This window comes from Glycomyces buryatensis (assembly GCF_004912275.1).
GTDB classification, from domain to species: Bacteria; Actinomycetota; Actinomycetes; order Mycobacteriales; family Micromonosporaceae; genus Glycomyces; species Glycomyces buryatensis.
Window position 1 is genome coordinate 74,208 of sequence record NZ_STGY01000055.1, and the last position, 25,937, is coordinate 100,144.

Consider the following 25,937-nt stretch of genomic DNA (forward strand, 5'->3'; position numbering starts at 1 on the left):
AAGTGAGTCGAGTAACCGTGCCTGGCCCCAGACGACCCTCCGAAGACGTCCTCAACAAGCTCAAGCCCGTCATCACCAAGCGCTGGCTCTCGCCCGGCGCTTGGCGGCGCGACGTCTACGAGCAGCTCGACGGCTACAAGGCCCTGCGCAAGGCACTGACCTACGAGCCGGGCGACCTGATCACGTTCATGAAGGACTCCGGGCACCGCGGCCGCGGCGGCGCCGGGTTCCCCGTCGGCATGAAGTGGCAGTTCGTGCCCGACGACGGCCAGGAGCACTACCTGGTCGTCAACGCCGACGAGGGCGAGCCGGGCACCTGCAAGGACCTGCCGCTCATGATGAACGACCCGCACTCGGTCATCGAGGGCATCGCGATCGCCTCCTACGCCATCAAGGCGAACCGGGCGTTCGTGTACGTGCGCGGCGAGGCCGTCCACGCCGCTCGCAGGCTCCGTGGTGCTGTCGCCGAGGCGAAGGAAGCCGGATACCTCGGCAAGGACATCCTCGGCTCGGGCTTCGACCTCGAAGTGGTGATCCACTCGGGCGCGGGCGCCTACATCTGCGGCGAGGAGACCGCCCTGCTGGACTCGCTCGAGGGCAAGCGGGGCCAGCCGCGGCTGCGGCCGCCGTTCCCGGCCACGCACGGGCTCTACCAGAAGCCCACGTGCATCAACAATGTCGGCACCATCGCCGCCGTCCCGCACATCGTGCTCGGCGGCGCCGAATGGTGGAAGTCAATCGGCTCGGAGAACTCGGCCGGGACGATGATCTACTCGCTGTCGGGCCGCGTCAAGCGCCCCGGCCAGTACGAATGCTCGATGGGGACGACCCTCGCCGAACTCATCGAACTGGCCGGCGGCATGGAGGACGGGCACGAGCTCAAGTTCTTCACCCCCGGCGGTTCGTCGACGCCGATGCTCTCGGCCGAACACGTCGACGTCCCCCTGGACTTCGACAATGTCTCCAAGGCCGGATCCATCCTGGGCACCACGGCGCTCATGATCTTCTCCGACCAGGACTGCCCGGTCGTCGCCTGCTGGCGGTGGCTGAAGTTCTACCAGCACGAATCGTGCGGCAAATGCACGCCGTGCCGCGAGGGCAACTACTGGATGGTCCGCGTCTACGAGCGCATCCTGTCCGGCACCGGCACCCCCGCCGACCTGAAACTGCTGACGGACGCGTGCCGGAACCTGCTCGGCCGGTCCTTCTGCGGCCTCGGCGACGGCGCGACCTCCTGCGTCACTTCATCACTGAAGTACTTCAAGCAGGACTACCTCGACTACATCGACGGCCACAAGCAGCCCCTCTTTGACGCCGTGCAGATCGGAGCGCACTGATGAGCGACCAAGTCACGTTCACGATCGATGGCGTAGAAGTCACCGTCCCCAAGGGCACCTTGCTCATTCGGGCCGCCGAGCAGCTCGGCATCGAGATCCCCCGGTTCTGCGACCACCCGCTGCTGGAGCCCGCCGGGGCCTGCCGCCAATGCCTGGTCGACGTCCCCGACATGGGCAATGGACGCGGCATGCCCAAGCCGGCCGCCTCGTGCACCACCACCGCGATGCCGGGGATGGTCGTCAAGACCCAGCACACCAGCGAGATCGCGCGGGACGCCCAGGAGGGGATCATGGAGTTCCTCCTGATCAACCACCCCCTGGACTGCCCCGTCTGCGACAAGGGCGGCGAATGCCCGCTCCAGAACCAGGCCATGTCGGCCGGCCGCACCGAGACCCGCATGGAGGTGGCCGACAAGCGCCAGTACAAGAAGGCGCTGCCGATCTCCTCGCAGGTCCTGCTCGACCGCGAACGCTGCGTCCTGTGCGCCAGGTGCACCCGCTTCTCCGACCAGATCGCCGGCGACCCCTTCATCGAGCTGATGGAACGGTCCGCGCTCGAACAGGTCGGCGTCTACGAGGACGAGCCGTTCGAGTCCTACTTCTCCGGCAACACCGTGCAGATCTGCCCGGTCGGCGCGCTCACCGGCACCCAGTATCGCTTCCGCTCCAGGCCTTTCGACCTCGTCTCCAGCCCCAGCGTGTGCGAGCACTGCGCCGCCGGCTGCGACCAGCGCACGGACCACCGGCGCGGCAAGGTCCTGCGCCGCCTCGCCGGGAACGACCCGGCCGTCAACGAGGAGTGGAACTGCGACAAGGGCCGCTGGGCCTCGTCGTACATCGACTCCGCCGACCGCATCACCAAGCCGATGGTCCGCGAGGAGGACGGCTCGCTGCGCGAGGCCTCCTGGCCCGAGGCACTGCGCCGGGCCGCCAAGGGCCTCAAGGCGGCCTCGAGCGGCGTCGGGGTCCTGCCCGGCGGTCGCCTCACCGTCGAGGACTCCTACGGGTACGCCAAGTTCGCGCGCGTCGCCCTGGGCACCAACGACATCGACTTCCGCTCCCGGCCCCACTCGACCGAGGAGTCCGAATTCCTGGCCCACTCCGTCGCCGGGGTCTACCCGTCGTCGGGCGCGGTCACCTACGAGGACCTGGAGAAGGCGCCGGTCGTGCTCGTCGCCGGTCTCGAAGTCGAAGAGGAATGCCCGATCGCGTTCCTGCGCATGCGCAAGGCCGTCAAGACGAAGGGCCAGCGCGTCCACGTCCTCGCGCCGTTCGCGACGCGGGGCACGACCAAGCTGAACGCGAACCTCATCGAGGGACTGCCCGGCGAGGAGGCCGAACTGCTCGACGCCTGGTGCCGCGGAGGCATGGTCCGCGACGCACTCGGCGAAGACGGCGCGGTCATCCTGCTGGGCGAGCGCCTCGCGACCGTCGAGGGCGCGCTCTCGGCCGCCGTCAAGCTCTCCCGCGCCACCGGCGCCCGCCTCGCCTGGATCCCCAGGCGCGCAGGCGATCGCGGCGCCGTCGAGGCCGGATGCCTGCCGGGGCTGCTGCCCGGCGGCGGACTCGCCGACTACGCGGCCGACCGCGAGCAGCTGGCCCGGTACTGGGGCGTCGACGACCTTCCGGGGGCCGACGGGCGCCACGCCTGGCAGATCCTGCAGGCCGCCGCGGAAGGCGAGCTCGACGCGCTCCTGATCGGCGGCGTCGACCCGTACGACTTCGCCGACGCGCCCGCCGTCGAAGCGGCCCTGTACGCGGCCCGCTTCGTCGTCTCGCTGGAGATCCGCCACTCGGCGGTCACCCGCGTCGCCGACGTCATCCTCCCGGTCGCGCCCGTCACCGACAAGGACGGCGCCTACTTCGACTGGGAGGGCCGGCTCCGCACCTTCGAGGCCGTCCTCGAATCGGACCTGATGAGCGACCACTCCGTGCTCAACGCGCTCTCCGCCGCGATGGGCGTCGAACTCGGCGTCGGACTCACGCGCGTGGTCCGGGCCGAACTGGCCGGGCTTCCCGACCCGATCACCCGCCAGCCCGCCCCCGACTACCAGGTCGACGCCCCGGCGCGGCCGGGCGAGGGAAAGGCGATCCTGGCGACCTGGCGGCAGCTGCTCGACGGCGGCTCGCTCCAGGAGAACAATCCGCATCTGGCCGGGTGCGCCCCAGACCCGGTGGTGCGCTTGAGCGCGGCGACCGCGAAGGCGATCGGCGCCACTGAGGGCTCCGGCGTCACCGTCGCCACCTCGATCGGCGGGATCACGCTGCCGCTGCAGACCACCGACATGCCCGAGGGCGTCGTCTGGGTGCCGACCAACGCGCCCGGGCGCGGGATCTTCCGCCACCTCGGCGCCGGCTCGGGCGACGTCGTCGCCATCCGCGCCTATCCGGCGGTGCCGAAGCCCGCCGGCCCTGAGCAGAATCCCGGCTCGCAAGCGTCGCCGGGCAATGAGAAGGAGACGGTCAACTCATGAACGACCCGATCTGGCTGATGCTCGTCAAGGGCGTCCTCGTCTTCGTGGTGCTGGTCCTGCTGGTGCTGTTCACCATCTGGTTCGAGCGGCGCATCGTCGCGATCATGCAGGTGCGGCCCGGCCCGAACCGCAACGGGCCCTTCGGTCTGCTCCAGTCGCTCGCCGACGGCCTCAAGTTGGCGTTCAAGGAGGACATCATGCCGCGCACGGCCGACAAGGTCGTGTTCATCGCCGCGCCGATCATCGCCGTCTCCTGCGCGTTCACCGCGTTCGCGGTGATCCCCTTCGGCCCCGAGGTATCGGTCTTCGGCATCGAGACCGAACTCCAGCTCACCGACTTCGAGGTCAGCGTCCTGGTCATCCTGGCCTGCTCCGCGCTCGGCGTCTACGGCATCGTCCTGGCCGGCTGGGCCTCCGGCTCGACCTACTCGCTGCTCGGCGCGCTCCGCGCCGCCGCCCAGGTCATCTCCTACGAGATCGCCCTCGGCCTCGCGGTCCTGACCGTGTTCTTCCAGTCCCAGCTCATGTCCACCGGGGCGATCGTCGAGGCCCAGGCCGAAGGCATCCCGATGAACATCGGCGGGCTCGAACTGACGCTGCCGGGCTGGTACTTCCTGATCCTCGCGCCCAGCTTCGTCATCTTCGTGATCGCGATGGTCGGCGAGACCAACCGGGCCCCGTTCGACATGCCCGAGGCCGAATCCGAGCTCGTCGCCGGCTTCGCCACCGAGTACTCGTCGCTGAAGTACGCGTCGTTCTTCCTGGCCGAGTACGTCAACATGGTCACCATGTCGGCCCTGGCCGTCACCCTCTTCCTCGGCGGCTGGGCCGCCCCCTTCCCGAACTCGTGGTGGCCCGCCGCCAACGAGGGGTTCCTGCCGCTGGTCTGGTTCTTCGGGAAGGTCATGGCGTTCCTGTTCTTCTACGTGTGGCTGCGCGGCACCCTGCCCCGCATCCGCTACGACCAGTTCATGCGGCTGGGCTGGAAGGTCCTCGTCCCCGTCAGCCTGGTGTGGCTGCTCGTGCTGGCCGCCATGAACATCGGCCTCGACGCGGGCAACGACCTGCCCACCCGCATCGCCTTCGCCGGCGGCGCCGCCATCGTCGTGATGGCGCTGATCTTCTTCTGGCCCACCAGGAAGCCGTACGAGCCGCCGGCCGAGCCCGACGCGGGACTCGGCGGATTCCCCGTCCCGCCGCTCGACCTCGTCGTCCCGCCCAGCCCGCGGAGCCTCACCGAGATCGAGCCGGCCAGTGCCACCGCGACCGCCACTGTCGCGAACGGCTCAGGGGCGAACGGCTCGGCCGATGCTTCGAACGGCTCGCAATCCACGAGTAGGAGGGAGGAGTAATGTCCGGCTTCGCCAAAGGCTTCGGCGTCACCTTCTCGCACATGTTCAAACCCAAGGTGACCGTCGACTACCCCGAGCGGCCCCCGAAACTCCAGCCGCGCTACCACGGCCGCCACGTCCTCAACCGTCACCCGGACGGCCTGGAGAAGTGCATCGGCTGCGAGCTGTGCGCCTGGGCCTGCCCGGCCGACGCGATCTACGTCGAAGGCGCCGAGAACACCGAGGCCGAGCGGTACTCGCCCGGTGAGCGGTACGCCAAGACCTACCAGATCAACTACGCCCGCTGCATCTTCTGCGGCCTGTGCGTCGAGGCCTGCCCGACCCGTTCGCTCACCATGTCGAACGAGTACGAGCTCGCCCGCGACGACCGCCGCGACCTCATCTTCACCAAGGAAGAGCTGCTGGCCCCCCTGAACGAGGGCATGGAGCAGCCGCCGCACCCGATGCGGCTGGGCGACAGCGAAAAGGACTACTACGGGTCCGGGCCGACCAACCCCGGCGCCAGCGAAGGCGCCGAGTTCTCCCTCTCGGAGATGCTGGCCGAGACGAAGAAGGGGGCCGAGCAATGATCGACGTGGCCCAAGCGGCGTCGACCGGCGAGGCCGTCGCGTTCTGGATCCTCGCGCCCATGGCGCTCGGCGGCGCCATCGGTCTCGTGCTGGCCCGCTCGGCGATCCACGCCGCGCTCATGCTCGCGCTCACCATGATGTGCCTCGCCGTCTTCTACATCATGCAGTCCGCGCCGTTCCTGGGATTCGTCCAGGTCATGGTCTACACCGGCGCGATCATGATGCTGTTCCTGTTCGTGCTCATGCTGTTCGGACGAGATTCGCGCGATTCGATGTTCGAGACGCTGCGCGGGCAGCGGCTCATCGCCGTATGCCTCGGCATCGGCCTCGCCGCGCTCCTCGCCTCGGGTCTGGCCCACGCCGTCGCCGGCCTCACCGTCGCGGACGGCCCGCCGGTCTCGGCCTCGGGCGCCGGAGCCGGCTCCAACGTGGAAGCCATCGCCGAATCGCTGTTCAGCACCTACCTCTTCCCGTTCGAGGTCATGTCCGGGGTCCTCACCGTCGCCGCCGTCGGCGCCCTCATGTTCGCCCACGTCTCCCGCAAGGGCGAGGCGCGCGGACAGAAGCAGGCCAGCCGCGAACGCTTCGCACCCGGCAACTACCCCGGACCCAGGCCCGGACCCGGCGTGTTCGCCACCTCCGATTCGACCGCGACTCCCGCGCTCGGGCCGGACGGCGCCATCGTCCCCGAGAGTCTGTCCGAATACGTCCCGCCGCGGCAACTCACGCCCGCCGAGTCCGCACCCAAGCACACCGAGGGGAGAGAGGGATGAGCCCGGACTACTACCTGATCCTCGCCGCCGCCCTGTTCTGCATCGGCGCTGTCGGCGTCCTGATGCGGCGCAACGCCATCGTCGTGTTCATGTGCGTCGAGCTCATGCTCAACGCCGGGAACCTGACGCTGGTCACCTTCTCCCGCACCACCGGCACCATCGACGGGCAGGTCATGGCGTTCTTCGTCATGGCCGTCGCCGCCGCCGAAGTCGTCATCGGACTCGCCATCATCATGGCGATCTTCCGCTCCCGCCGTTCGGCCTCCGTCGACGACGCCAACCTGCTGAAGGCCTAGAGGGGACCTCGTGGAAGCAATGACCTACGCGAGCGCCAGCGGGCTGCTCGCCTGGACCTGGGCGCTCATCGCCCTGCCCGCCGCCGGCGCCGCCGTCCTGCTGCTCGCCGGCCGCCGCGCCGACAAGTGGGGGCACTGGATCGGCGTCGCCACCATCGGCGCCGCCTTCGCGCTCGCCCTCGGCTCCTTCGCCTCCCTGCGGGGACTTGAGAACAAGACGATCGCGACCGAGCTGTTTACCGTCATGTCGGTGGGGGAGCTGCGGATCGACGCTTCGCTGCTGTTCGACCCGCTCAGCGCCGTCTTCTGCCTCCTCATCACCGGCGTAGGCTTCCTCATCCACATCTACGCCGTCGGCTACATGGCACACGACGACGGGCGCCGGAAGTTCTTCGCCTACTTCAACCTGTTCGTCGCCGCGATGCTCATCCTCGTCCTCGGCGGCAACTACTTCATGACCTTCGTCGGCTGGGAAGGCGTCGGGCTCGCCTCCTACCTGCTCATCGCGTTCTGGCAGACGAAGCCCGCGGCCGCCACCGCGGGCAAGAAGGCGTTCCTGACCAACCGCGTCGCCGACGTCGGGTTCCTGCTCGCCATGTTCCTCATGGTCGGCGCCTTCGGATCGCTCGACTTCGCGACCGTCTTCAATGGGGCGGAAGGGCTCTCGACCGGCATGAGCCTGGCGATCGGGCTGCTGCTGCTCGCCGCGGCCTGCGGCAAGAGCGGCCAGTGGCCGTTCCAGACCTGGCTGCCCGACGCGATGGAGGGCCCCACCCCGGTGTCGGCCCTCATCCACGCCGCCACCATGGTCACCGCCGGCGTCTACCTCATCGCCCGCTCGCACATCATCTTCAGCCTCAATGCGAATGTGCAGACCGCCGTCGTCATGATCGGCGCCCTGACGCTCCTGTTCGGCGCGATCGTCGGCTGCGCGAAGGACGACATCAAACGCGTCCTCGCCTGGTCCACCGTTTCCCAGATCGGCTACATGTTCCTGGCCGTCGGGCTCGGCGGCGGCGCGTTCGCGCTCGGCATCATCCACCTGCTCGCCCACGGCTTCTTCAAGGCCGGGCTGTTCCTCGGTTCCGGCTCGGTCATGCACGCCATGAACGACCAGACCGACATCCGCCGCTTCGGCGGGCTGTGGCGGGTCATGCCGTGGACGTACGCGACCTTCGCCGCCGGATGGCTCGCCATCATCGGCATGTTCCCCTTCTCGGGGTACTTCACGAAGGACCCGATCATCGCCTCCGCGTTCGCCCGCGAAGGCTGGCAGGGCTGGGCCGTCGGCGGCGCGGCACTGCTGGGCGCCGCGCTCACCGCGTTCTACATGACGCGGCTGTTCGTGCTCACCTTCCACGGCCCCAAGCGATGGACCGACGACGTGCATCCGCATGAGAGCCCGGCGATCATGACGGGCCCGCTCGTCGTCCTCGCCCTCGGCTCGATCGGCGCCGGCGGCCTCATGGCCACCTCCGTCGTGGACTGGCTGACGCCGGTCTTCGGCGAGGCCCACGAGGCCCACGGGCACCTGACCCACGCGCAGGTCACCATCGCGACCATGGCCGTCGTCGTTCTCGGTGCGGCCCTTGCGGTGCTGTTGTTCCGAGGCGGAACCGACGCGGTGCCGCGCGCCGCCGCCTGGCCGGTGCGGCTCGCCCGCGCCGACCTCGGCGGCGAGGCCGTCAACCGCGGCCTGTTCGAGCGTCCCGGGCGCGTCGCCACCGGCGCCGCCATCGCGATGGACGCCCGCGGCGTCGACGGCGTCGTCAACGGCCTGTCCGCGGGCATCGGCGGCACCTCGAGGCGCCTGCTGACGTTGCAGACCGGCTTCGTCCGCTCCTATGCCCTGTCCATATTGTCCGGCGCCGTCATCGTGGTGGCCGCGCTCATGGTTGTGGTGATCCAATGATGAATGAGCTCCCATTGCTGTCGGCGCTCGTCGCCGTGCCCCTGATCGGCGCGGTCATCGTCGCGTCGGTGCGGCGCGAACAGGCGAACGTGGCCAAGTGGACCGCGCTGGGCTTCTCCATCGCGGTGGCGGTCATCGCCGCGCTGGTGGCGCTCGGCTTCGACTACTCGGACGGGGCCCCGTGGCTCCAGCAGACCGAGTCCTACTCGTGGGTCGAGGCCTGGGACCTGAACCTGTCGTGGGGCGTTGACGGGATCGCGCTGCTGCTGGTGGCGCTCACGGCCGGGCTGGTCCCGATCGCGATGCTCGCCGCCTGGCGGGACCTCGACTCGGTCAAGCGCTCGGTGCCGGCGTTCTTCGCGCTGATCCTGGCGCTCGAGGCGGCCATGCTGGCGACCTTCCTGGCGTCCAATGTGCTGCTGTTCTACTTCTTCTTCGAGGCCATGCTGGTCCCGATGTACTTCCTCATCGGCTCCTACGGGACCGGGCCCCGCCGCCAATACGCGGCCGTGAAGTTCTTCCTGTACTCGCTGGTCGGCGGCCTGTTCATGCTCGTCGCCGTCATCGGCCTGTGGGTTCACAACGGTGGCGTTTTCGACTGGCAGACGCTCGTCGCGGCCGAGCCGATGGAGGCCGGGTCGCTCCAGAACTGGCTGTTCCTCGGCTTCTTCATCGCCTTCGCGATCAAGGCCCCGTTCTTCCCGTTCCACACCTGGCTGCCCGATGCGGGCGGTGCCGCCCCGGCGGCCATCGCCGCGCTGCTCGTCGGCGTCATGGACAAGATCGGGACGTTCGCGATCCTGCGCTACTGCCTGCCGCTGTTCCCCGATGCGACGCGGACGTTCGCGCCGTGGATCATCGGGATGAGCGTCATCGGCGTCGTCTACGCGGCCCTGGTCGCGATCGGGCAGACCGACCTGAAGCGGCTGGTCGCCTACACGTCGATCGCCCACTTCGGGTTCATCGGGCTGGGGATCTTCGCGTTCACCCAGACCTCGGCGACCGGCGCCGTCCTCTACATGTTCAACCACGGCCTCGCCACGGGCCTGCTGTTCATCGTCGTCGGGATGCTGACGCTGCGCCGCGGTTCGGCGTCCATCACCGACTACGGGGGAGCGGCCAAGACGCTGCCGCTGCTGGCGGGGGTCTTCCTCTTCGCCGGCCTGGCGTCGCTGTCGCTGCCCGGGACCGCCCCGTTCATCTCGGAGTTCCTGGTCCTATTGGGCGCCTTCGCATCGAACGAGCCGGTCGCGATCGTGGCGACCCTGGGCATCATCCTCGCCGCCGCTTACGTGCTGTGGATGTACCAGCGGACCATGCAGGGCACCCGCAACCCCGCCCTGGACGACCTTTCGGCGATGAAACGCGACCTCACCATTCGCGAGAAGGCCCTCGTGGCCCCGCTCGTGATCGCGATCCTCGGCTTCGGCCTCTACCCGCAGCCGCTCATCGACGCCGTCGAACCCGCCGTGGACAACACCCTGCAATTCGTGGTCGACGAACCCGCCGACGTGCCAGCCGCTGGAGAGACCAATGAATGAGACTCAAACCGCCACTCTCCAGATCGACTGGGGCGGACTGGCGCCCATGATCATCGTCTTCGCCGTGGCCTTCGTGGGGCTGCTGGTGGAGGCCTCCGTGCCCAAGCGGCGCCGGCTCCCGGTGCAGCTGGCGCTGACCGTCGCCGCCCTCATCGGCGCCGTCGTGGCGGTGGTGCTCCTTCAGGGCGCCAACACGACCGCGTTCTCGATCGGGGGCACCCCGATCGGCTCGGTCATCCTCGACGGTCCCGGGCTGTTCATGCAGGGCCTCATCGCGGTTCTCGCGCTCGTGGCGGTCCTGCTGCTCGCCGAGCACCGCACCACCGCGGGCGGCGACTTCGTCTCCGAGGCGGCGGTGGTGGCCGACTCGGCCGCCGACGTGGCCCAGCGGCGCGATCCCGGCGCGACCGAGATCTTCCCGCTGACGCTCTTCGCCGTCGGCGGCATGATGATGTTCGTGACGGCCGGCGACCTGCTCACCATGTTCGTCGCGCTGGAGATGTTCAGCCTCCCGCTGTACCTGCTGTGCGGCCTGGCCAAGCGCCGCCGGCTCATCTCCCAGGAGGCCTCGCTCAAGTACTTCCTGCTGGGGGCCTTCGCTTCGGCGTTCTTCGTCTACGGCATGGCGATGCTCTACGGGTTCGCCGGCACCATCGACCTGGTCGGCATCAACCAGGCCGGGGTCAGCTCGGGCGAGCCGCGGATGCTGCTGTACATCGGCGTGGCCATGATCTCGGTGGCCCTGCTCTTCAAGGCCGCGGCGGTCCCGTTCCACATGTGGACCCCCGACGTCTACACCGGAGCCCCGACGCCGGTCACGGCCCTCATGGCCGGCTGCGTCAAGGTCGCCGCCTTCGGCGGCCTGCTGCGGGTCTTCAACGTGGGCCTGTCCTCCTCCGCGTGGGACTGGCACACCATCCTGGTGATCATCGCGGTCGCCACCATGCTCGGCGGCGCGATCTTCGCGGTCACCCAGCGGAACATCAAGCGGCTCTTGGCCTACAGCTCCATCGCCAACGCCGGGTACCTCCTGGTCGGCGTGATCGCCCTCGGCGACGCGGTCGGCCAGACCATGTTCTACCTGGCCGCATACGGCTTCACGGTCATCGCCGCCTTCGCGGTGGTCAGCCTGGTCCGGGACGGCGACGAGGAGGCGACCCACCTGTCCCGCTGGGCCGGGCTCGGCAAGAGCTCCCCGTGGACGGCGGTGGTCTTCACCGTCCTGATGCTGGCCCTGGCCGGCATCCCGTTCACGAGCGGCTTCGCCGCCAAGTTCGCCCTCTTCGGCGCGGGCATCGAAGCGGGCGAGGTCGGCCTGGTCGTCGTCGGCGTCATCTCCTCGGCGATCCTGGCCTTCCCGTACCTGCGGGTCGTGGTGCTCCTGTGGCTCAATGAACCGGCCCCGGACGCCCCGACGGTCAACCTCCCCAGCCCGATGGCGGGCACGGTGGTGGCGGTAGGCGTGGCCGCGACGATTCTGCTCGGACTCTTCCCCGGCCTCCTGCTCAGCATCGTGGACGGGGCCAGCACCTTCCTGGGTACCTGACCAGTTAATACAACGACCGCCCGGCGTTGTCCACAACCTGTGGACAACGCCGGGCGGTCGTTGTTCTGACTGTGCTCAGCGGGGCATGCCCGCGCCGACCAGTTCCCGCTCCTCGGCGGGCTCGGGGATCGCGACCGGCACGCGGGTGGCGAACCACGCCTTCGCCGACTTCGAAGAGAGGCATCCGAGGATCGAGGCCGGGAAGGCGCCGCAGACCACGAGCATCGCGGCCGCGCTGAGGAAGAACGGGGCGTCGTCGGGGAACGTCGCGAGGTAGGCGCGGAGGGCGATCCACAGGTACATGGCGAAGGGAATATAGGCCAGCGCGTACCAGGCGACCACGATCGCCGAGTCGTCGCGGCGCCCGAGGCGCTGCGCGATGACGGGCATTGCCGCCGTGATCCCGATCGAGACCAGGATGAGCACCCAGCGTTCGAGGTCGATGGAGAGCAGCACGTCACCCATGGTGTCGTGGCTGGAGTCCGAGGTGGTGGCGGCGAAGACGAAGCCCAGGCCGATCGTGTAGAGGCTGGTGATCGCGATGAATTGCAGCCAGAGCAGTGCCTGAGCAGCCATGACGGTCTTGGGTTTTACGGCAGGTTGCTGCACTGCGCTCCTTGACGGTTCTCTCTAAGGACACTGGATCCTTCGAAGACGCGGGGCGGGGGGATTGCCCGCCGTCGAGCCCGGGGGCCAGGGTGGCCCTTGAACGATAGCGAACCCGTTCCAGCCGTGACCTCGGACGTTCGGTCAACTCTTGACTTCCCAGATTCTGGTAGCTACTGTCAAATGACAGTAACTATCAGAATGAAGGAGCCATGAGCACCCTCTCCACACGCCGCCGCTGGGCGGCCCTTCTCGCCCTCCTGCTGGGCATCCTCGTCGTCGGGCTCGACGTCACGATCCTCAATGTCGCGCTGCCCACGCTCGCCGTGGACCTCGACGCCTCCACCGCCGACCTCCAGTGGATCGTCGACGCGTTCATCGTCGTGCTCGCGGCCCTGCTGCTGCCGGCCGGACTGCTCGGGACCGGATCGGGCGCAAGAAGATCCTGCTCGTCGGGCTGGCGATCTTCGCCCTCGCCTGCACGGTCGCGACCCTCGCCGACAGCGTCGGCGTCCTCATCGCCGCGCGCGTCCTCATGGGCGTCGGCGCCGCCATCGTCATGCCCGTGTCCATGTCGGTCGTGCCGAGCATGTTCGCCGGGGCCGAGCGCACCCGCGCGATCGCCCTGCTCACCGCCGGCATGGCGATCGGCCTGCCGCTGGGCCCGCTGGTCGGCGGGTGGCTGTTGGAGCACTACTGGTGGGGTTCGGTGTTCCTCATCAATATCCCGCTCATCGTCGCCGGGTTCATCGCCGTCGCCGTGTTCCTACCCGAGTCGACCGACCGCCACGCGCCCCGCCTCCAGCCGTTCGCGGCCGCGGCGGCGGTGCTCGGGCTCGCCGCGCTCGTCTACGGCGTCATCGAGGCGCCGACCCACGGCTGGACCTCCGCGCACACCCTCATCGGCGGGATCGGCGGCCTGGCCCTGGTGGCGCTGTTCGTGGTCAGCCAGCTGCGTTCGGCCGAGCCGATGGTGGACCTGGGGCTGTTCCGGAACCGGGCGTTCCTGTGGGGCTCGATCGTGGTCACCGCCGCCTCGCTGGTGCTGATGGGCTCGCTGTTCCTGGTGCCGCAGTACCTCCAGATCGTGGAGGGCAACACCGCCTTCGGCGCCGGCCTGCGCCTGCTGCCGATGATCGGCGGACTGCTGTGCGGCGGCCTCGCGTCGGAGCGCATGGCCGGGCGCTGGGGCTACCGGTTCACCATCACGTGCGGCCTCGGACTGCTCGCGGCGGGCTGCCTGATCGCGCTGTTCACCAGTCCCGACTCGGGGTACGCCCTGGCCGGGACCTGGCTCGCCGTCGTCGGCGCCGGGCTCGGTTTGTCCATGGTCCCGGCAACGGACGCGGTCCTCGGGTCCCTCCCGCCCGACAGCGCCGCCACCGGCTCGGCCCTGATGCAGACGATGCGTCAGACCGGCGGCGCGATCGGCGTCGCCGTGCTCGGCTCGATCGCCTCCTCGGTCTACCGCTCCGAGCTCGACGTGTCCGGCCTCCCTCCCGAGGCCGCCGGTCCGGCCGAGGACTCCGTCGCGGGAGCCGCCGCCGTCGCCGATCAGCTCGGTCTGCCCGAGGTCGCCGCGGCCGCGAACGCCGCGTTCACCGACGCCATGGTCGTGGTCTTCCTCGCCTGCGCCATCCTCACCGGGGCGGTGAAGATCGCCGCCGGACTCAGGTTCCCGAGGACGGTGGAGGCGGACGAGGCACAATCACAACATGAGCCGTCCCGGACTGCGTGAGCGAAAGAAGATCGAGACCCTTCACCGGGTCCAGGAGGAGGCCATGCGGCTGTTCGACGAACAGGGCTACGACGCGACGACGATCGAGCAGATCGCGGCGGCCGCAGGGGTCTCCCCCTCCACCTTCTACCGCTACTTCCCGACCAAAGAGGACGTGGTCGTCCAGGACGAGTACGACCCGATGATCATCGGCGTCTTCCAATCCCAACCGGAGGGCGTCGCACCCATCGACGCGCTCCGCGCCACCCTCACCGAGCTGTTCGGACAGTTCACCGCCGAGGACATGCAGCGCATCCACCACCGCGTCGAACTGATCTACTCCGTGCCGGCGTTGCAGGCCCGGCAGATCCGGCAGACGGTCGCCACCGAGCGGATGATCTGCGACCTGGTGGCCGCCCGGGCCGGCCGCGACCCCGCCGACCTGGAGGTCCGGAACTTCGCCGCGACGCTGGTGGCCGCCTGGGTCACCGCGATCACCGCTTGGAGCGAGAAGGGCGGTCAAGGCAACCTGCTGGACTACATGGACCGCTGCCTCACCCACCTCGAAGCGGGCGTGCCGCTCTGAGCTGGACAGGCGGTCAGTCGGTGAAGGCCGATGTGTCGAGCTCGAAGTCGAACGGTGCTGGAACCGTCACGGGCTTGCCGAAAAGGACCGTCGTGTGGGTCTGGTAGCCCCGCTCAGACGGGTCGGAGTATACCGTCAGTTCCCGCTTCTTCATGTCGAAGAGAAGGTAGACGGGAACATCCGAGCGACCATAGATGTCGAGTTTCGAGGTCAGGTCATCGCGGCGGGTCGACGGCGAGGTGAACTCGCCGACCAGTACGAGTGATTCGCTTGGAGCGAAAGGCGTGTCGTTCTCCGCCATGTCGAGGTCCACGACATAGAGGTCTGGGCCAAGTGCCCCGTGCATCGCAGGGAAGATGAACTTGAACGGCGCCTCTCGGGCGGAGTAACCTTCGGGCGCATGGCGCCGGAGCTGCTCAAGCATGGATTCCATCGGCTTGGCGTAAGTCCACCTCGACCACGGCGACACGACGATTTTCCCCCCGAAGACCTCGACATTGTGGTGGGGAGCTTCCACTTCATCCGCGATGGTCAGTTGCTCGCGAAACTCCCGTTCCGCCCCATCGTAGGCGTCGGTGTCGGTTTCCTTGCGTTCGAGGGTCATCGCCATCGTCGCCTCCTCGGTCACCCGTGCGTTGGTATATACGCACGACCGATTATGGCAGGTCTATCCGGAAACCGCGTCAGGCCTCTCGTTCGAGCATGTAGTCGCAGATGTCGATCAGGGCCGCGCTGGCCGGGCCCTGGGGGAGGGCCTGGGCCAGGTCGTGGGCCCGCCGGCCGTACTGCTCCAGGGTCGCTCGCGCCTGGTCGATCGCCGTGGAGGCGCGAAGCAGCGCAAGGGCTTCGGCGAGGTCCTCCTCGGCCACCGGGCCGGAGACGAGTTCGCGCAGGCGCTCCTCCGACGGGTCGGTGCCGGCGAGGGCGTAGATGATCGGGAGGGTCGGGACGCCTTCGAGGAGGTCGGTGCCGGGGGTCTTGCCCGAGGTGTCGGAGGCGATGTCGATGATGTCGTCGGCGATCTGGAAGGCCACGCCGATGACTTCGCCGAACTCCTCGGCGATCGCGACGGTCTCGGGCGGCGCTCCGGCGAACCAGGCGCCGAACTTCGCGCTGGTGGCGATGAGCGAGCCGGTCTTCTCCGAGAGGATGTCCAGGTGCCATTCGACGGGGTCGATCCCGTCGGGACGCCGGACCGTCTCGTTGATCTGGCCGCGAACCAGCCGCGCGAACGTCGCCGCCTGCACCCGCACCGCCTCGGGGCCGAGGTCGGACATGATCTGCGCGGCCTGGCTGAACAGGTAGTCCCCGGTGAGGATCGCGATCGAGTTGTCCCAGCGGGCATTCGCCGAGGGGGCGCCGCGACGCACGGCGGCCTCGTCCATGACGTCGTCGTGGTACAGCGTCGCCAGATGCGTCAGTTCGAGCGCCACGGCGGAGTCGATGATGCCCGGCCGGCCCGGGTCGCCCAGGTGGGAGCAGGCGAGGGTCAGCATGGGGCGGAAGCGCTTCCCGCCGGCGTGAATGAGGTGGGCGCCGGACTGGCGCAGCAGTGGCTGGTCCGTGTCGACGGCCTTGAGCAGCCGCTCCTCGACAGCGTCGAGCGACTCGCGCATCTGGTCGGCGAAGGCCGCGTCGGTAAAGCTCAGCGCGGTCTGGGCGCTTCCGGTGGTCACCACAGGCTCACCTTATCGTGTGGGGTGGTAATCGGGCACAGGGCGGGAAAGGGCAGTCGCCTGCGTCCCAGCGCCGCATCGCGGTCCGCCGATCGCATTGGACGTCATGAGGCGGCATTGACGGAGGAGCCCGCGGCTGAATTGACAGCGGAGCCTGCGCTTGAATCGGCGGCGGATTTGGCGGTGGCGCGGACGCCCGTCAGGAGGAATCCGATCGCCGCGGCCATGCAGCAGATGACGACGCTCCACCCGGCCGTCCACCCGGAGTGCTCGACGATGAGGCCGAAGGCGATCGGGCCGATCGTGCCGCCCGCGAACACGCCGGTCTGGGTGATCGAGGTGGCCGCGGCGGGCGCGTGCGGGTAGCGCTTGGTGACGGCGAAGTTCATCAGGCCCGGCCAGGCCCAGCCGAGCGAGAACGCGGCCGCGGTGCCCACCATCAGCAGCCACGGCACTCCGGCCATGATCGCGACAATCCCGGCCATGCCGCCGATGAGCATCCCGACGATGATGCCGAACTCGCCCCCGGCCTTGCCCTGCCGGAGGTCGCCCAGGCCGCCGAACCCGGTGCGGGCGATGACCCCCGCGAGCCCGCCGATGGTCAGGTTCAGCCCGGCGAAGGACTCCGACGTGCCCATCTGGACCGCGTAGGTGGTGAGGTAGGAGCCGAGCGGCGTGGCCGCCGACGCACCCAGGCAGGTCGCGGCGGCGAACAGCAGCAGGCCCCGGTCGAATGCGCGGCCCTTGCCCTGCTTCGGCGGAGTCTCGATGCGGCCGAGGCCGTGGAGCGGGATGATCGCCATGAGCGCCAGCACCGCCCCGGCGACGAAGCCCCAGCGCCAGCCCAGCGTCAGGGCGATGACGGGGACGGCGAGACCGGACAGCATCGTGCACAGCGGGACCGAGGCCTGCTTGGCGCCGAACATGAGCCCCTTGCGGCGCAGCGGCGCCCAGTCCGAGAGGATCGAGTTCGACGACAGCTGCCCGAGCCCATTGGCCGGGGCGGCCAACAGCAGCAGCACGATGAGCGTGGTCGTGTCGTGGGCGAACCCCGCGACGGCCAGCAGCGCCACCACCACATTCAGGACTGCCGCGCGCGAGGTCGCCACGGCCCCGAAGCGCTCCACCAAGGCCCCGGCCGGGATCGTCGTCAGTGCGCTGACGGCGAAGTAGAGGCCGGACGTGAGACCGATGGCGCCGATGCTCATGCCGAGCTCGCCGGAGATCTGCACCGCCAGCCCGCCGAACAGGAACACGGGGACGACCGCGGCCACGTTGACGCACAAGGCACTCAAGAACGTCGTGGAGGTCTTCGGGGCGGCGGTGAGAGCGGTGGCTGGCACGTTGGCAACCGTACTCCAAGCCGTGAGGGGCTCCCAGATCCTGAAACTTCAACATAGAAGATGATCATTGTGCGTCACGAAATCGGGTGAACAGGGCTTGACTCCGCGACACGCCGCGTGCGAGTGTGGGTCTGGTCGTACTGGAGCGCAATAGTCACAGTATGTCGCGATTCTTCGGCGCCAGGCGGGGTCGTCTCGCCGGCCGCGCCATCCACGGCACACGCCAAAACGCGACGGCCCTGGTGGGAGGGCCGCCGCGCTGTGGTTATTCAATTAGAGCGGCCGCAGCGACGGCGAGGAAGTTGGTGGGGACTCGACGCCGTCGCTGCGGCCTGTTCGCTTCCCGGCTGAGCCGAGTTTCGAACGGTGCTGACAGTTAGATACTGCCCTGTACGAGAGGGTGACGCAACAGGCGGTTGTTTATATAGTTAGATTCTCGGCCGCGACGCGACTTCCAGGTCTCCGCTTTCCAGGAAGCGCGCCAGGTCAACGGTAGTCAAATGGAGCGGCGGCATGGTGGACCAGCGGCAGCCAGAGGGTAAGTCGGCCAGTCAAGGCGGCATTCAACCCCTGACTCAGAACGAACCGACGAAGATGATCCAGAGTGTGCAGCGGGCACTGCGCATCATGGAGTACGTGGGCGCTCACTCAGGTGGGGTGTCGGCCCAGCGCATCGCATTCGAATGCGGCCTGAACCGGGCCACCGCCTACAACCTCCTGCGCACCCTCGTCTACGAGCGCTACCTGCGTCGCGACGCCATGGGCCGCTACGCCCTCGGCCTGGAGGTCTCCGACCGCTACAACGAACTCACCCACGCCATGGCCGGGCCGCGCAATTGCGGAGAGTTCATGCGCCGCATGGCCACCGAGACCGGCTACACCACCTTTGTGGCCAGATTCGTGGAGGGCCGCCCCGCGGTCACCTCCGTGACCGAGGGCAACCGCAGCCCGCACGTGGAAGACCTCATCGTCGGCTTCGACGACGGCGCCCACGCCACCGCCCTCGGCAAGGCCCTGCTGTCGACGCTGCGTCCGCACGAGCGTTCGGGCTTCCTCAAGTCCATGGGGATGCGCAAGTTCACCGGCCGCACGCTGACCGAGCCGGACCTGCTGGAGCAGGACCTCATGGTCTACGGCGAGTCCGGGGTGTACGCCGAGATGGGCCAGTTCCAGGAGGGCGTCGGCTGCGCCGCGGTCGTCGTGCGCGACGACGAGGATCCCGGCGAGCGCATCGTCCTGGCCGCAGCCATGCCACTTGAGGACATCGGACGCTTCTGGCCGGTGCTCACCAAGCGAATGCGCCGCGCCGCAGTGGAGATGCAGCCGCTGCTCTAGGAAGCGTCCAGGCGTCCCCGACAGCCGACAGGTCCGCTAGGAGGTGTTCAAACACTCCTGACGGTCGACATCCGGTCCACCAGGAGGTGTTCAGGCACCCCCGACTGCCGACATCCGGTCGGCCCGGCCATGAATGACCCCTCCCTGTAACACTTAACGTGAGCATTAGCCGCATTAGTCTGCTACGGTTCCATGCGTTTTGCCCATAAACGCAGGCGGAATCGAGAGACTGAAACACATGGCAGACCTGTACATCAATGGAAGCTGGACCGGTGCGGCCGACGGCGGGACCCGCGACGTGCTCGACCCGGCCGACGGCAGTGTGCTCGCCCACGTCGATGAGGCCGGAAAGTCCGATGTCGACGATGCCGTCGGCGCCGCCCGCCGCGCCTTCGATGACGGCCCGTGGCGCACCACCACCGCGGGCGAACGCGCGACGGCCCTGCGGGCCATCGTCGACGGCCTCCGCACCAATCGCGAAGACCTCGCCCGCATCGAATCGCTCGACACCGGCAAGACCATCGCCGAAGCCGAGACCGACGTCGACGACATCACCGCCGTGTTCGACTACTACGCCGACACCGCCGGCAAGGACGAAGGGCGCGTGGTCGACACCGGCGTCAAGGGCGCCATCAGCCGCATCGTCTACGAACCCATCGGGGTCTGCGCGCTCATCGCCCCCTGGAACTACCCGCTGCTCCAGATGTCCTGGAAGCTCGCCCCGGCCCTCGCCGCCGGAAACACCTGCGTCATCAAACCGTCCGAAGTGACGCCTCTCGCCACGATCGAATTGGTGCGCATCATCGCCGCCACCGGCCTGCCCGCGGGCGTGCTCAACCTGCTCCTCGGCGACGGCGCCGGCACCGGGGCGCCCATGACCGAGCATCCCGGCGTCGACATGGTCTCCTTCACCGGCGGCCTCGAAACCGGCAAGCGGATCATGGCCACCTGCGCCGCCGACGTCAAGAACGTCGCGCTCGAACTCGGCGGCAAGAACCCCAACGTCGTCTTCGACGACGCCGACTTCGACTCCGCCGTCGACTACGCCCTCAACGCCGTGTTCTTCCACTCCGGACAGGTCTGCTCCGCCGGGGCCCGCCTCATCATCCAGGAGAACCTCCACGACCGCTTCGTGGACGAACTCGCCCGCCGCGCCGCCCGGATCAAGCTCGGCCGCGGCCAGGACGAGGGCGTCGAGGTCGGCCCGCTCGTCTCCGAGGCCCACCGCGCCAAAGTCGAGCGCTACATCCAGACCGCCAAGGACGAGGGCGCCCTCCTGCGCTGCGGCGGGAAGCGACCCGACGACCCGGCGCTGGCCGACGGGTTCTTCCTGGAACCGACCATCTTCGACCGCTGCGACCGCACCATGACCATCGTCCGCGAGGAGGTCTTCGGGCCGGTGCTCTCGGTCGAGACGTTCGTGTCCGAGGACGAGGCAGTCTTCCTCGCCAACGACACCGAGTTCGGCCTGGCCGGGGCCGTGTGGACCGCCGACGCCGGGCGCGGCCAGCGCGTCGCCCAGCGCCTGCGCCACGGCACGGTGTGGATCAACGACTACCACCCGTATGTGCCGCAAGCCGAATGGGGCGGCTTCGGCAAGTCCGGTATCGGCCGCGAACTCGGCCCGACGGGGCTGGAGGAGTACCGCGAGTCCAAGCACATCTGGCAGAACACCGATCCCGCGCCGATGCGCTGGTTCAACCGGCAGGAGCAGTAGTCATGGCAGTCCAGAAGTACGACTACATCATCGTCGGCGGCGGATCGGCCGGCTGCGTGCTCGCCAATCGGCTCTCCGCGGACCCGACGAACACCGTCCTCGTCCTGGAGGCCGGCCGCACGGACTGGATCTGGGACATCTTCATCCACATGCCGGCCGCGCTCACCCAGATCATCGGCAACCCGCTCTACGACTGGCGCTACGAGTCCGAGCCCGAGCCCCACATGGGCGGGCGGCGCGTCTCCCACGGCCGCGGCAAGGTCCTCGGCGGCTCCTCCTCGATCAACGGCATGATCTTCCAGCGCGGCAACCCGATGGACCTCGAGCGCTGGGCCGCCGATCCGGGCATGGAGACCTGGGACTACGAGCACTGCCTGCCCTACTTCAAGAAGATGGAGAACCTCACCGCCGGGGCCAGCGACTGGCGCGGCGACGAGGGACCGCTCTGGCTCGAACGCGGACCGGCGGCGAACCCGCTGTTCAAGGCGTTCCTGCATGCCGCCCAGGAGGCCGGCTACCCGATCACCGCCGACGTCAACGGCTACCAGCAGGAGGGCTTCGCCCACTTCGACCGCAATATCAAGAACGGGAAGCGGTTCTCCTCGGCCCGCGCCTACTACCACCCGGTGAAGCACCGCCAGAACCTGACGCTGAGGACCCTGGCGTTGACGACGAAGGTCCTCCTCAAGGGGAAGAAGGCCGTCGGCGTCCAGTACCGGCAGGCCGGGATCACGCACACCGTCCTGGCCGGTGAGGTCATCCTCGCGGGCGGGGCGATCAATACCCCGCAGCTGATGCAGCTGTCGGGCATCGGCGACCCCGAGCACCTGAAGTCGGTGGGCGTAAAGCCCCGCCACGACCTGCCCGGCGTCGGGGCGAACCTCCAGGACCACCTGGAGGTGTACATCCAGCACGCCTGCTCGCAGCCGGTGAGCTACAACCCGATCTACAACCCGATCCACTACCCGCGCATCGGATTGCAGTGGCTCCTCGGCCAGCGGGGCCCGGCCTCCACCAACCACTTCGAGGCCGGCGGGTTCGTGCGAGGCAACGACGAGGTCGAGTACCCGAACCTCATGTTCCACTTCCTGCCGATCGCCGTCCGCTACGACGGCACCAAGGTCGACGCGAAACACGGCTACCAGATCCACATCGGACCAATGTACTCCGATGTGCGCGGCAGCGTCTTGATCAAGTCGGCCGACCCGAAGCAGAAGCCCGCGCTGCGGTTCAACTACCTGTCGACGCCCAACGACCGCAAGGAGTGGATCGAGGCCATTCGCGTCGGCCGCGACATCCTCTCCCAGCCCGCGTTCAAGGACTTCGACGACGGCGAGCTCTCGCCCGGCGCCGCAGTGGAGTCCGATGAGGACATCCTCGACTGGGTCGCCCGCGACGCCGAGACCGCCTACCACCCGTCCTGCACCGCGAAGATGGGCACCGGAGACGACGCCGTCATCGACCCGCTGAGCATGAAGGTCCACGGCCTCGAGGGCCTGCGCGTCGTCGACGCCTCCGCCATGCCCTATCTGACCAACGGCAATATCTACGCGCCCGTGATGATGCTCGCCGAGAAATCGGCCGACCTCATCCTCGGCAATACGCCGCTCCCGCCCGCAAAAGTTCCCTACTACCGTGCCGAAACCTCCCCCGAATCCGAATAAGGAGCGACCGTGCCCGACGACCGCAACGGCCCGAACCCGATGGAGGGGGCGCTGAGCACCGCCGCCCCCCAAGAATCCGAGACCGGGGCCGGGGGGAAGAACCGGCTCAACCCGGTCGTCTTCTTCACCTCCTCCGCCCTCATCGTCGCCGTCAGCGCCTGGGCGATGATCGACCCCGTCGGCGCGGGCGACGTCCTGTGGCAGGTCGTCGCCTGGGTCTCGGAGTACTTCGGCTGGTACTACTTCCTCACCGGCACCCTCGTGGTCGTGTTCGTGATCGCGCTGGCCGCCTCCCGCTACGGAAAGGTCAAGCTCGGACCCGACCACGCCAAACCCGACTTCTCGGTGTTCGCCTGGGCGGCAATGCTCTTCGCCGCCGGCATCGGCATCGACCTGATGTTCTACTCGGTGGCCGAACCGGTCACCCAGTTCCTCCAGCCGCCCGTCGGCGACGGGGGCACCGTCGAGGCCGCCCGCCAGGCCATCGTGTGGACGCTGTTCCACTACGGCATCACCGGCTGGGCCATGTACACCCTCATGGGCCTGGCGCTGGCGTTCTTCGCGTTCCGCTACCGGCTGCCGCTGACGATCCGCTCGGCCCTCTACCCGATCTTCGGGAAGCGCATCCACGGCCCGATCGGCGACGCGGTCGACATCGCGGCGGTGCTCGGCACCGTCTTCGGGGTGGCAGTTAGCCTCGGCATCGGCGTCGCCCAGCTGAACTTCGGCCTGAACTTCCTGTTCGGCGTGCCGCAGACCCAGGCCTGGCAGATCGCCCTGATCGCCGTCGCGGTCGTCATGGCGACCGCGTCGGCCGTGTCGGGCATCGACAAGGGCATCCGGATCCTCTCCGAGATCAACGTGGTCCTCGCGATCGGCATGGTCCTGTACGTGATGATCGTCGAGGGTTTCGCCGAGACGATGAACAAGCTGGTGCTCAATGTCGGCGACTACGTCTCGCGGTTCCCGTTCCTGACGATGGACACCTTCGGCTACGACCAGCCGACCGAGTGGCTGAACACCTGGACGCTGTTCTTCTGGGCGTGGTGGGTCGCGTGGGCGCCGTTCGTGGGCCTGTTCCTCGCCAAGATCAGCCGCGGCCGCACCATCCGGCAGTTCGTGGCGGCGACCATGGTGATCCCGTTCCTGTTCACGCTGCTGTTCCTGGCGGTGTTCGGCAATGCCGCGATCGACCGGGCGGTGGACGATCCCGAAGGGTTCGGCGCGAACACCATCGCCCTGCCCGAGCAAGGCTTCTACACGCTGCTCGACCAGTACCCGGGCGTCACGTTCATCGCCGGGCTGGCCACGTTCGTCGGGCTGCTCTTCTACGTCACCTCGGCCGACTCCGGGGCGATCGTGCTGGGCAACTTCACCTCCAAGATGGACGACCCGACCAAGGACGCCGACCGCTGGCAGCGCATCTACTGGTCGGTGCTGCTCGGCGTCATCACCTTGGCGATGCTGACCGTCGGTGGCATTACGGCTTTGCAGGGCGCGACGATCATCATGGGGCTGCCGTTCTCCTTCGTGATGTACCTGGTGGGCTTCGGATTGTGGAGGGCGCTGCGGGTGGAGACCTACCGGGCGCAGGCGCTGCGGACCGCGCTGCCGGGGTCGCTGTCCGAACGGTCGAACCTGGACTCGAAGACGGGCGTGCGCTCGTGGCGCCAGCGCATCAGCCGCGCCTCCAGCTTCCCGGGCCGCAAGCAGGTCACCCGCTACGTCGACGGCCCGGCCAAGGCGGCGTTCACACAGGTCGCGACTGAACTCGACGAGCAGGGCTGCGGGACGAACGTCGTGGAGGACATCGCCGTCGAGACCGGGATTCCGTACCTGGAACTCCAGGTGGACATGGGCACCGAGGAGCACTTCTCGTATGCGATCTGGGCCGAGTCGGCGCAGGTCCCGGGCTTCGCCCTGAACCGGATCTCCGAGAGCGAGGAGTACTGGCGGCTGGAGGTCTACCTCAACGAGGGCAACCAGGGGTATGACGTCATGGGTTATACGGAGCAGCAGCTCATCGGCGACATTCTCGACCACTACGAGCGGCACCTGGAGTTCTTGAGGATCAGCCGCGAGGCCCCAGGCGGTCCGGCGGTCCCCGACGACCTCCACTTCGGCGACACGCAGACGCGAGAGCCATAGGAAGCGAAGCAGCTCTAGGCAGAGCGGAGAAGAACGAAGCAGGGGATGTCGTGACGCGGCATCCCCTGCTTCGTATCTGGGCCCTTGTGGCTGAGGTTTCGTATTCGGGTTACTGGCGGTTGCGGTCCTGACGCCGCTCGGCGTTATTGGCGGTTGCCGTCCCGGCGTCCCTCTACGACGCGATCGGGGAGGACCAGGTTGATGACCCCGCCGGCGATCGTGACCACGAGCGAGCCGAGGATCGCCCATCCGAAGTTGTCGACGCTGAACACCAGATCGAACAGCCCGGCGATCCACGCGACGAGCAGGAACAGCGCCGCATTGACGATGAGCGCGAACAGCCCCAGTGTGAGGACGTAGAACCCGCAGCCCAGACCCTTGATAATCGGCTTGAGCACTGCGTTGACGATCCCGAAGATCACCGCGATGACCCCGAGCGTGAGAATCCGGTCGGCGGCCGAGTCGGTGGACGTCCCGATCTGGATGCCCGAAAGCAGCCACGAGGCGATCCAGAACGCCGCCCCGGTAACGATGATCTTGACAATGAGCTTCACGCGCCCCATGGTGCCAGACAGGAACAACTCTCACGGTCCCCGGCTTGTTCGTGCGGGCGCCCGATTAGGGATCGGTTCCGAGACGGATTGGCCCCCAGGCGGTCCGGTGAGCGGTGAAGGGGAGGCCGCGCAGCGGCCTCCCTCAACTCGTCGTGGTCTGGACGTCAGTCGTCGTAGTAGTGGTAACGGCATTGAATGACGCGGACCTCCTCGTTCTCGACCTTGTAGATCAGGCGGTGTTCGGCGGTGATGCGCCGAGACCAGTAACCGTGGAAGCCGTGTCGAAGCGGCTCGGGTCTCCCGATCCCCTCGTTGCCGTTGCGCTGGATGTCCTTGATGAGCAAGTTGATCCGCTTGAGGATCTTGCGGTCTTCGTTCTGCCAGTGAAGGTAGTCTTCCCAGGCCGCTTCGTCCCAGCTCAGCTTCATTCTTCTATCAGGTCCCGCTCGATCCCGCCGCCGCGCTCCATTCGCTCCATGGCGTCGAACAGTCGACGGGCGTTCGCCGGGCTCTTGAGGAGGTAGGCCGTTTCTTTGAGCGATTCGTACTCGTCGAGCGCGACGATGACGACGGGGTCGTGCCCGGAACGGGTCACGATCACCTCTTCGCGGTCGTTGATGACCGTGTCGAGGGTCTTCGCGTATTCGGCTCTTGACTGGGAGAAAGATATGGTCTTCACATTCACCTCCTCATGATGTACTAGGAAATGTACACCTCTTGGTATCGACACGCCAGGGTTCAGACGGATCAGCGACAGACGGGGTCCGCTTGACTCGGTGGCGGTCTGCTGG

The 25,937-nt window shown here is 68.1% G+C and carries 22 protein-coding genes; 15 read left to right on the forward strand and 7 right to left on the reverse strand.

Features of this window, described 5'->3' with window-relative positions:
- Positions 1–2 precede the first annotated feature (2 nt).
- Genes nuoF through nuoN form a run of 9 tightly spaced genes read left to right on the forward strand, consistent with a single transcriptional unit; the run spans position 3 to position 11,800 of the window.
- Positions 3–1,337 carry an NADH-quinone oxidoreductase subunit NuoF gene (nuoF, locus tag FAB82_RS14355; RefSeq protein WP_246039649.1) on the forward strand — a complete coding sequence of 445 codons (1,335 nt, stop codon included), beginning with the start codon at positions 3–5 and terminating at the stop codon, positions 1,335–1,337.
- Positions 1,337–3,811, forward strand: coding sequence for an NADH-quinone oxidoreductase subunit G (locus tag FAB82_RS14360; protein WP_136535225.1), 2,475 nt, complete (start codon positions 1,337–1,339; stop codon positions 3,809–3,811). The genes nuoF and FAB82_RS14360 overlap by 1 nt, the downstream gene beginning before the upstream one ends.
- The gene (nuoH, locus tag FAB82_RS14365; RefSeq protein WP_136535226.1) at positions 3,808–5,163 is read left to right on the forward strand and encodes an NADH-quinone oxidoreductase subunit NuoH; all 1,356 of its coding nucleotides are present in this window, start codon (positions 3,808–3,810) and stop codon (positions 5,161–5,163) included. Before FAB82_RS14360 ends, nuoH begins: the two co-directional genes overlap by 4 nt.
- A complete protein-coding gene (gene nuoI, locus FAB82_RS14370; RefSeq protein WP_136535227.1) occupies positions 5,163–5,732 on the forward strand; it encodes an NADH-quinone oxidoreductase subunit NuoI in 570 nt (189 codons plus the stop codon). Before nuoH ends, nuoI begins: the two co-directional genes overlap by 1 nt.
- The gene (locus FAB82_RS14375) at positions 5,729–6,505 is read left to right on the forward strand and encodes an NADH-quinone oxidoreductase subunit J (protein WP_136535228.1); all 777 of its coding nucleotides are present in this window, start codon (positions 5,729–5,731) and stop codon (positions 6,503–6,505) included. The genes nuoI and FAB82_RS14375 overlap by 4 nt, the downstream gene beginning before the upstream one ends.
- Positions 6,502–6,801, forward strand: a complete 300-nt coding sequence (gene nuoK, locus FAB82_RS14380) for an NADH-quinone oxidoreductase subunit NuoK (protein ID WP_136535229.1) — start codon at positions 6,502–6,504, stop codon at positions 6,799–6,801. Before FAB82_RS14375 ends, nuoK begins: the two co-directional genes overlap by 4 nt.
- Before the next feature lie 19 nt (positions 6,802–6,820).
- Positions 6,821–8,713: an NADH-quinone oxidoreductase subunit L gene (nuoL, locus tag FAB82_RS14385; protein WP_136535247.1), complete on the forward strand. Its 1,893-nt coding sequence runs from the start codon at positions 6,821–6,823 to the stop codon at positions 8,711–8,713.
- Complete coding sequence (locus FAB82_RS14390; RefSeq protein ID WP_136535248.1) at positions 8,713–10,254, forward strand: NADH-quinone oxidoreductase subunit M; 1,542 nt, start codon at positions 8,713–8,715, stop codon at positions 10,252–10,254. Before nuoL ends, FAB82_RS14390 begins: the two co-directional genes overlap by 1 nt.
- Complete coding sequence (nuoN, locus tag FAB82_RS14395; RefSeq protein WP_136535230.1) at positions 10,247–11,800, forward strand: NADH-quinone oxidoreductase subunit NuoN; 1,554 nt, start codon at positions 10,247–10,249, stop codon at positions 11,798–11,800. The genes FAB82_RS14390 and nuoN overlap by 8 nt, the downstream gene beginning before the upstream one ends.
- Positions 11,801–11,875: 75 nt before the next feature.
- Here nuoN and FAB82_RS14400 read toward each other — a convergent pair whose 3' ends face one another.
- Entirely contained in the window at positions 11,876–12,409 is a 534-nt protein-coding gene (locus FAB82_RS14400; protein WP_136535231.1) for a hypothetical protein, read from the reverse strand.
- Positions 12,410–12,764: 355 nt separating this feature from the next.
- Here FAB82_RS14400 and FAB82_RS14405 point away from each other — a divergent pair, with 355 nt between their 5' ends.
- Entirely contained in the window at positions 12,765–14,144 is a 1,380-nt protein-coding gene (locus FAB82_RS14405) for a DHA2 family efflux MFS transporter permease subunit (protein ID WP_168801600.1), read from the forward strand.
- Positions 14,122–14,709: a TetR/AcrR family transcriptional regulator gene (locus FAB82_RS14410; protein WP_136535233.1), complete on the forward strand. Its 588-nt coding sequence runs from the start codon at positions 14,122–14,124 to the stop codon at positions 14,707–14,709. Before FAB82_RS14405 ends, FAB82_RS14410 begins: the two co-directional genes overlap by 23 nt.
- A gap of 13 nt (positions 14,710–14,722) precedes the next feature.
- Here FAB82_RS14410 and FAB82_RS14415 read toward each other — a convergent pair whose 3' ends face one another.
- From FAB82_RS14415 to FAB82_RS14425, 3 genes are all read right to left on the reverse strand, one after another.
- Positions 14,723–15,319: a Uma2 family endonuclease gene (locus tag FAB82_RS14415; RefSeq protein WP_136535234.1), complete on the reverse strand. Its 597-nt coding sequence runs from the start codon at positions 15,317–15,319 to the stop codon at positions 14,723–14,725.
- A 73-nt stretch (positions 15,320–15,392) separates the two neighbouring features.
- The gene (locus tag FAB82_RS14420) at positions 15,393–16,385 is read right to left on the reverse strand and encodes a polyprenyl synthetase family protein (RefSeq protein ID WP_246039651.1); all 993 of its coding nucleotides are present in this window, start codon (positions 16,383–16,385) and stop codon (positions 15,393–15,395) included.
- A 104-nt stretch (positions 16,386–16,489) separates the two neighbouring features.
- Positions 16,490–17,728, reverse strand: coding sequence for an MFS transporter (locus tag FAB82_RS14425; RefSeq protein WP_168801601.1), 1,239 nt, complete (start codon positions 17,726–17,728; stop codon positions 16,490–16,492).
- 594 nt (positions 17,729–18,322) lie between these two features.
- On the opposite strand from FAB82_RS14425, the gene FAB82_RS14430 reads away from it, so the two are divergent.
- The 4 genes from FAB82_RS14430 (at position 18,323) to betT (ending at position 24,592) form a co-directional block, all read left to right on the forward strand.
- On the forward strand, positions 18,323–19,063 hold the full coding sequence (locus FAB82_RS14430) for an IclR family transcriptional regulator (RefSeq protein ID WP_246039652.1): 741 nt from the start codon (positions 18,323–18,325) through the stop codon (positions 19,061–19,063).
- Positions 19,064–19,301: 238 nt separating this feature from the next.
- Positions 19,302–20,780 (forward strand): aldehyde dehydrogenase family protein, encoded by a 1,479-nt coding sequence (locus FAB82_RS14435; protein ID WP_136535237.1) that lies wholly within the window; start codon positions 19,302–19,304, stop codon positions 20,778–20,780.
- A 2-nt stretch (positions 20,781–20,782) separates the two neighbouring features.
- Positions 20,783–22,444 carry a choline dehydrogenase gene (betA, locus tag FAB82_RS14440; protein ID WP_136535238.1) on the forward strand — a complete coding sequence of 554 codons (1,662 nt, stop codon included), beginning with the start codon at positions 20,783–20,785 and terminating at the stop codon, positions 22,442–22,444.
- 39 nt (positions 22,445–22,483) lie between these two features.
- Positions 22,484–24,592 (forward strand): choline BCCT transporter BetT, encoded by a 2,109-nt coding sequence (betT, locus tag FAB82_RS14445; RefSeq protein ID WP_136535250.1) that lies wholly within the window; start codon positions 22,484–22,486, stop codon positions 24,590–24,592.
- A 143-nt stretch (positions 24,593–24,735) separates the two neighbouring features.
- Here betT and FAB82_RS14450 read toward each other — a convergent pair whose 3' ends face one another.
- The 3 genes from FAB82_RS14450 to FAB82_RS14460 all read right to left on the reverse strand — a co-directional run bounded on the left by FAB82_RS14450 (position 24,736) and on the right by FAB82_RS14460 (position 25,825).
- On the reverse strand, positions 24,736–25,146 hold the full coding sequence (locus tag FAB82_RS14450; protein WP_211116597.1) for a phage holin family protein: 411 nt from the start codon (positions 25,144–25,146) through the stop codon (positions 24,736–24,738).
- Between the two features lie 164 nt (positions 25,147–25,310).
- On the reverse strand, positions 25,311–25,574 hold the full coding sequence (locus tag FAB82_RS14455) for a Txe/YoeB family addiction module toxin (protein WP_136535240.1): 264 nt from the start codon (positions 25,572–25,574) through the stop codon (positions 25,311–25,313).
- Positions 25,571–25,825, reverse strand: coding sequence for a type II toxin-antitoxin system Phd/YefM family antitoxin (locus tag FAB82_RS14460; protein WP_136535241.1), 255 nt, complete (start codon positions 25,823–25,825; stop codon positions 25,571–25,573). Before FAB82_RS14460 ends, FAB82_RS14455 begins: the two co-directional genes overlap by 4 nt.
- Positions 25,826–25,937 lie beyond the last annotated feature (112 nt).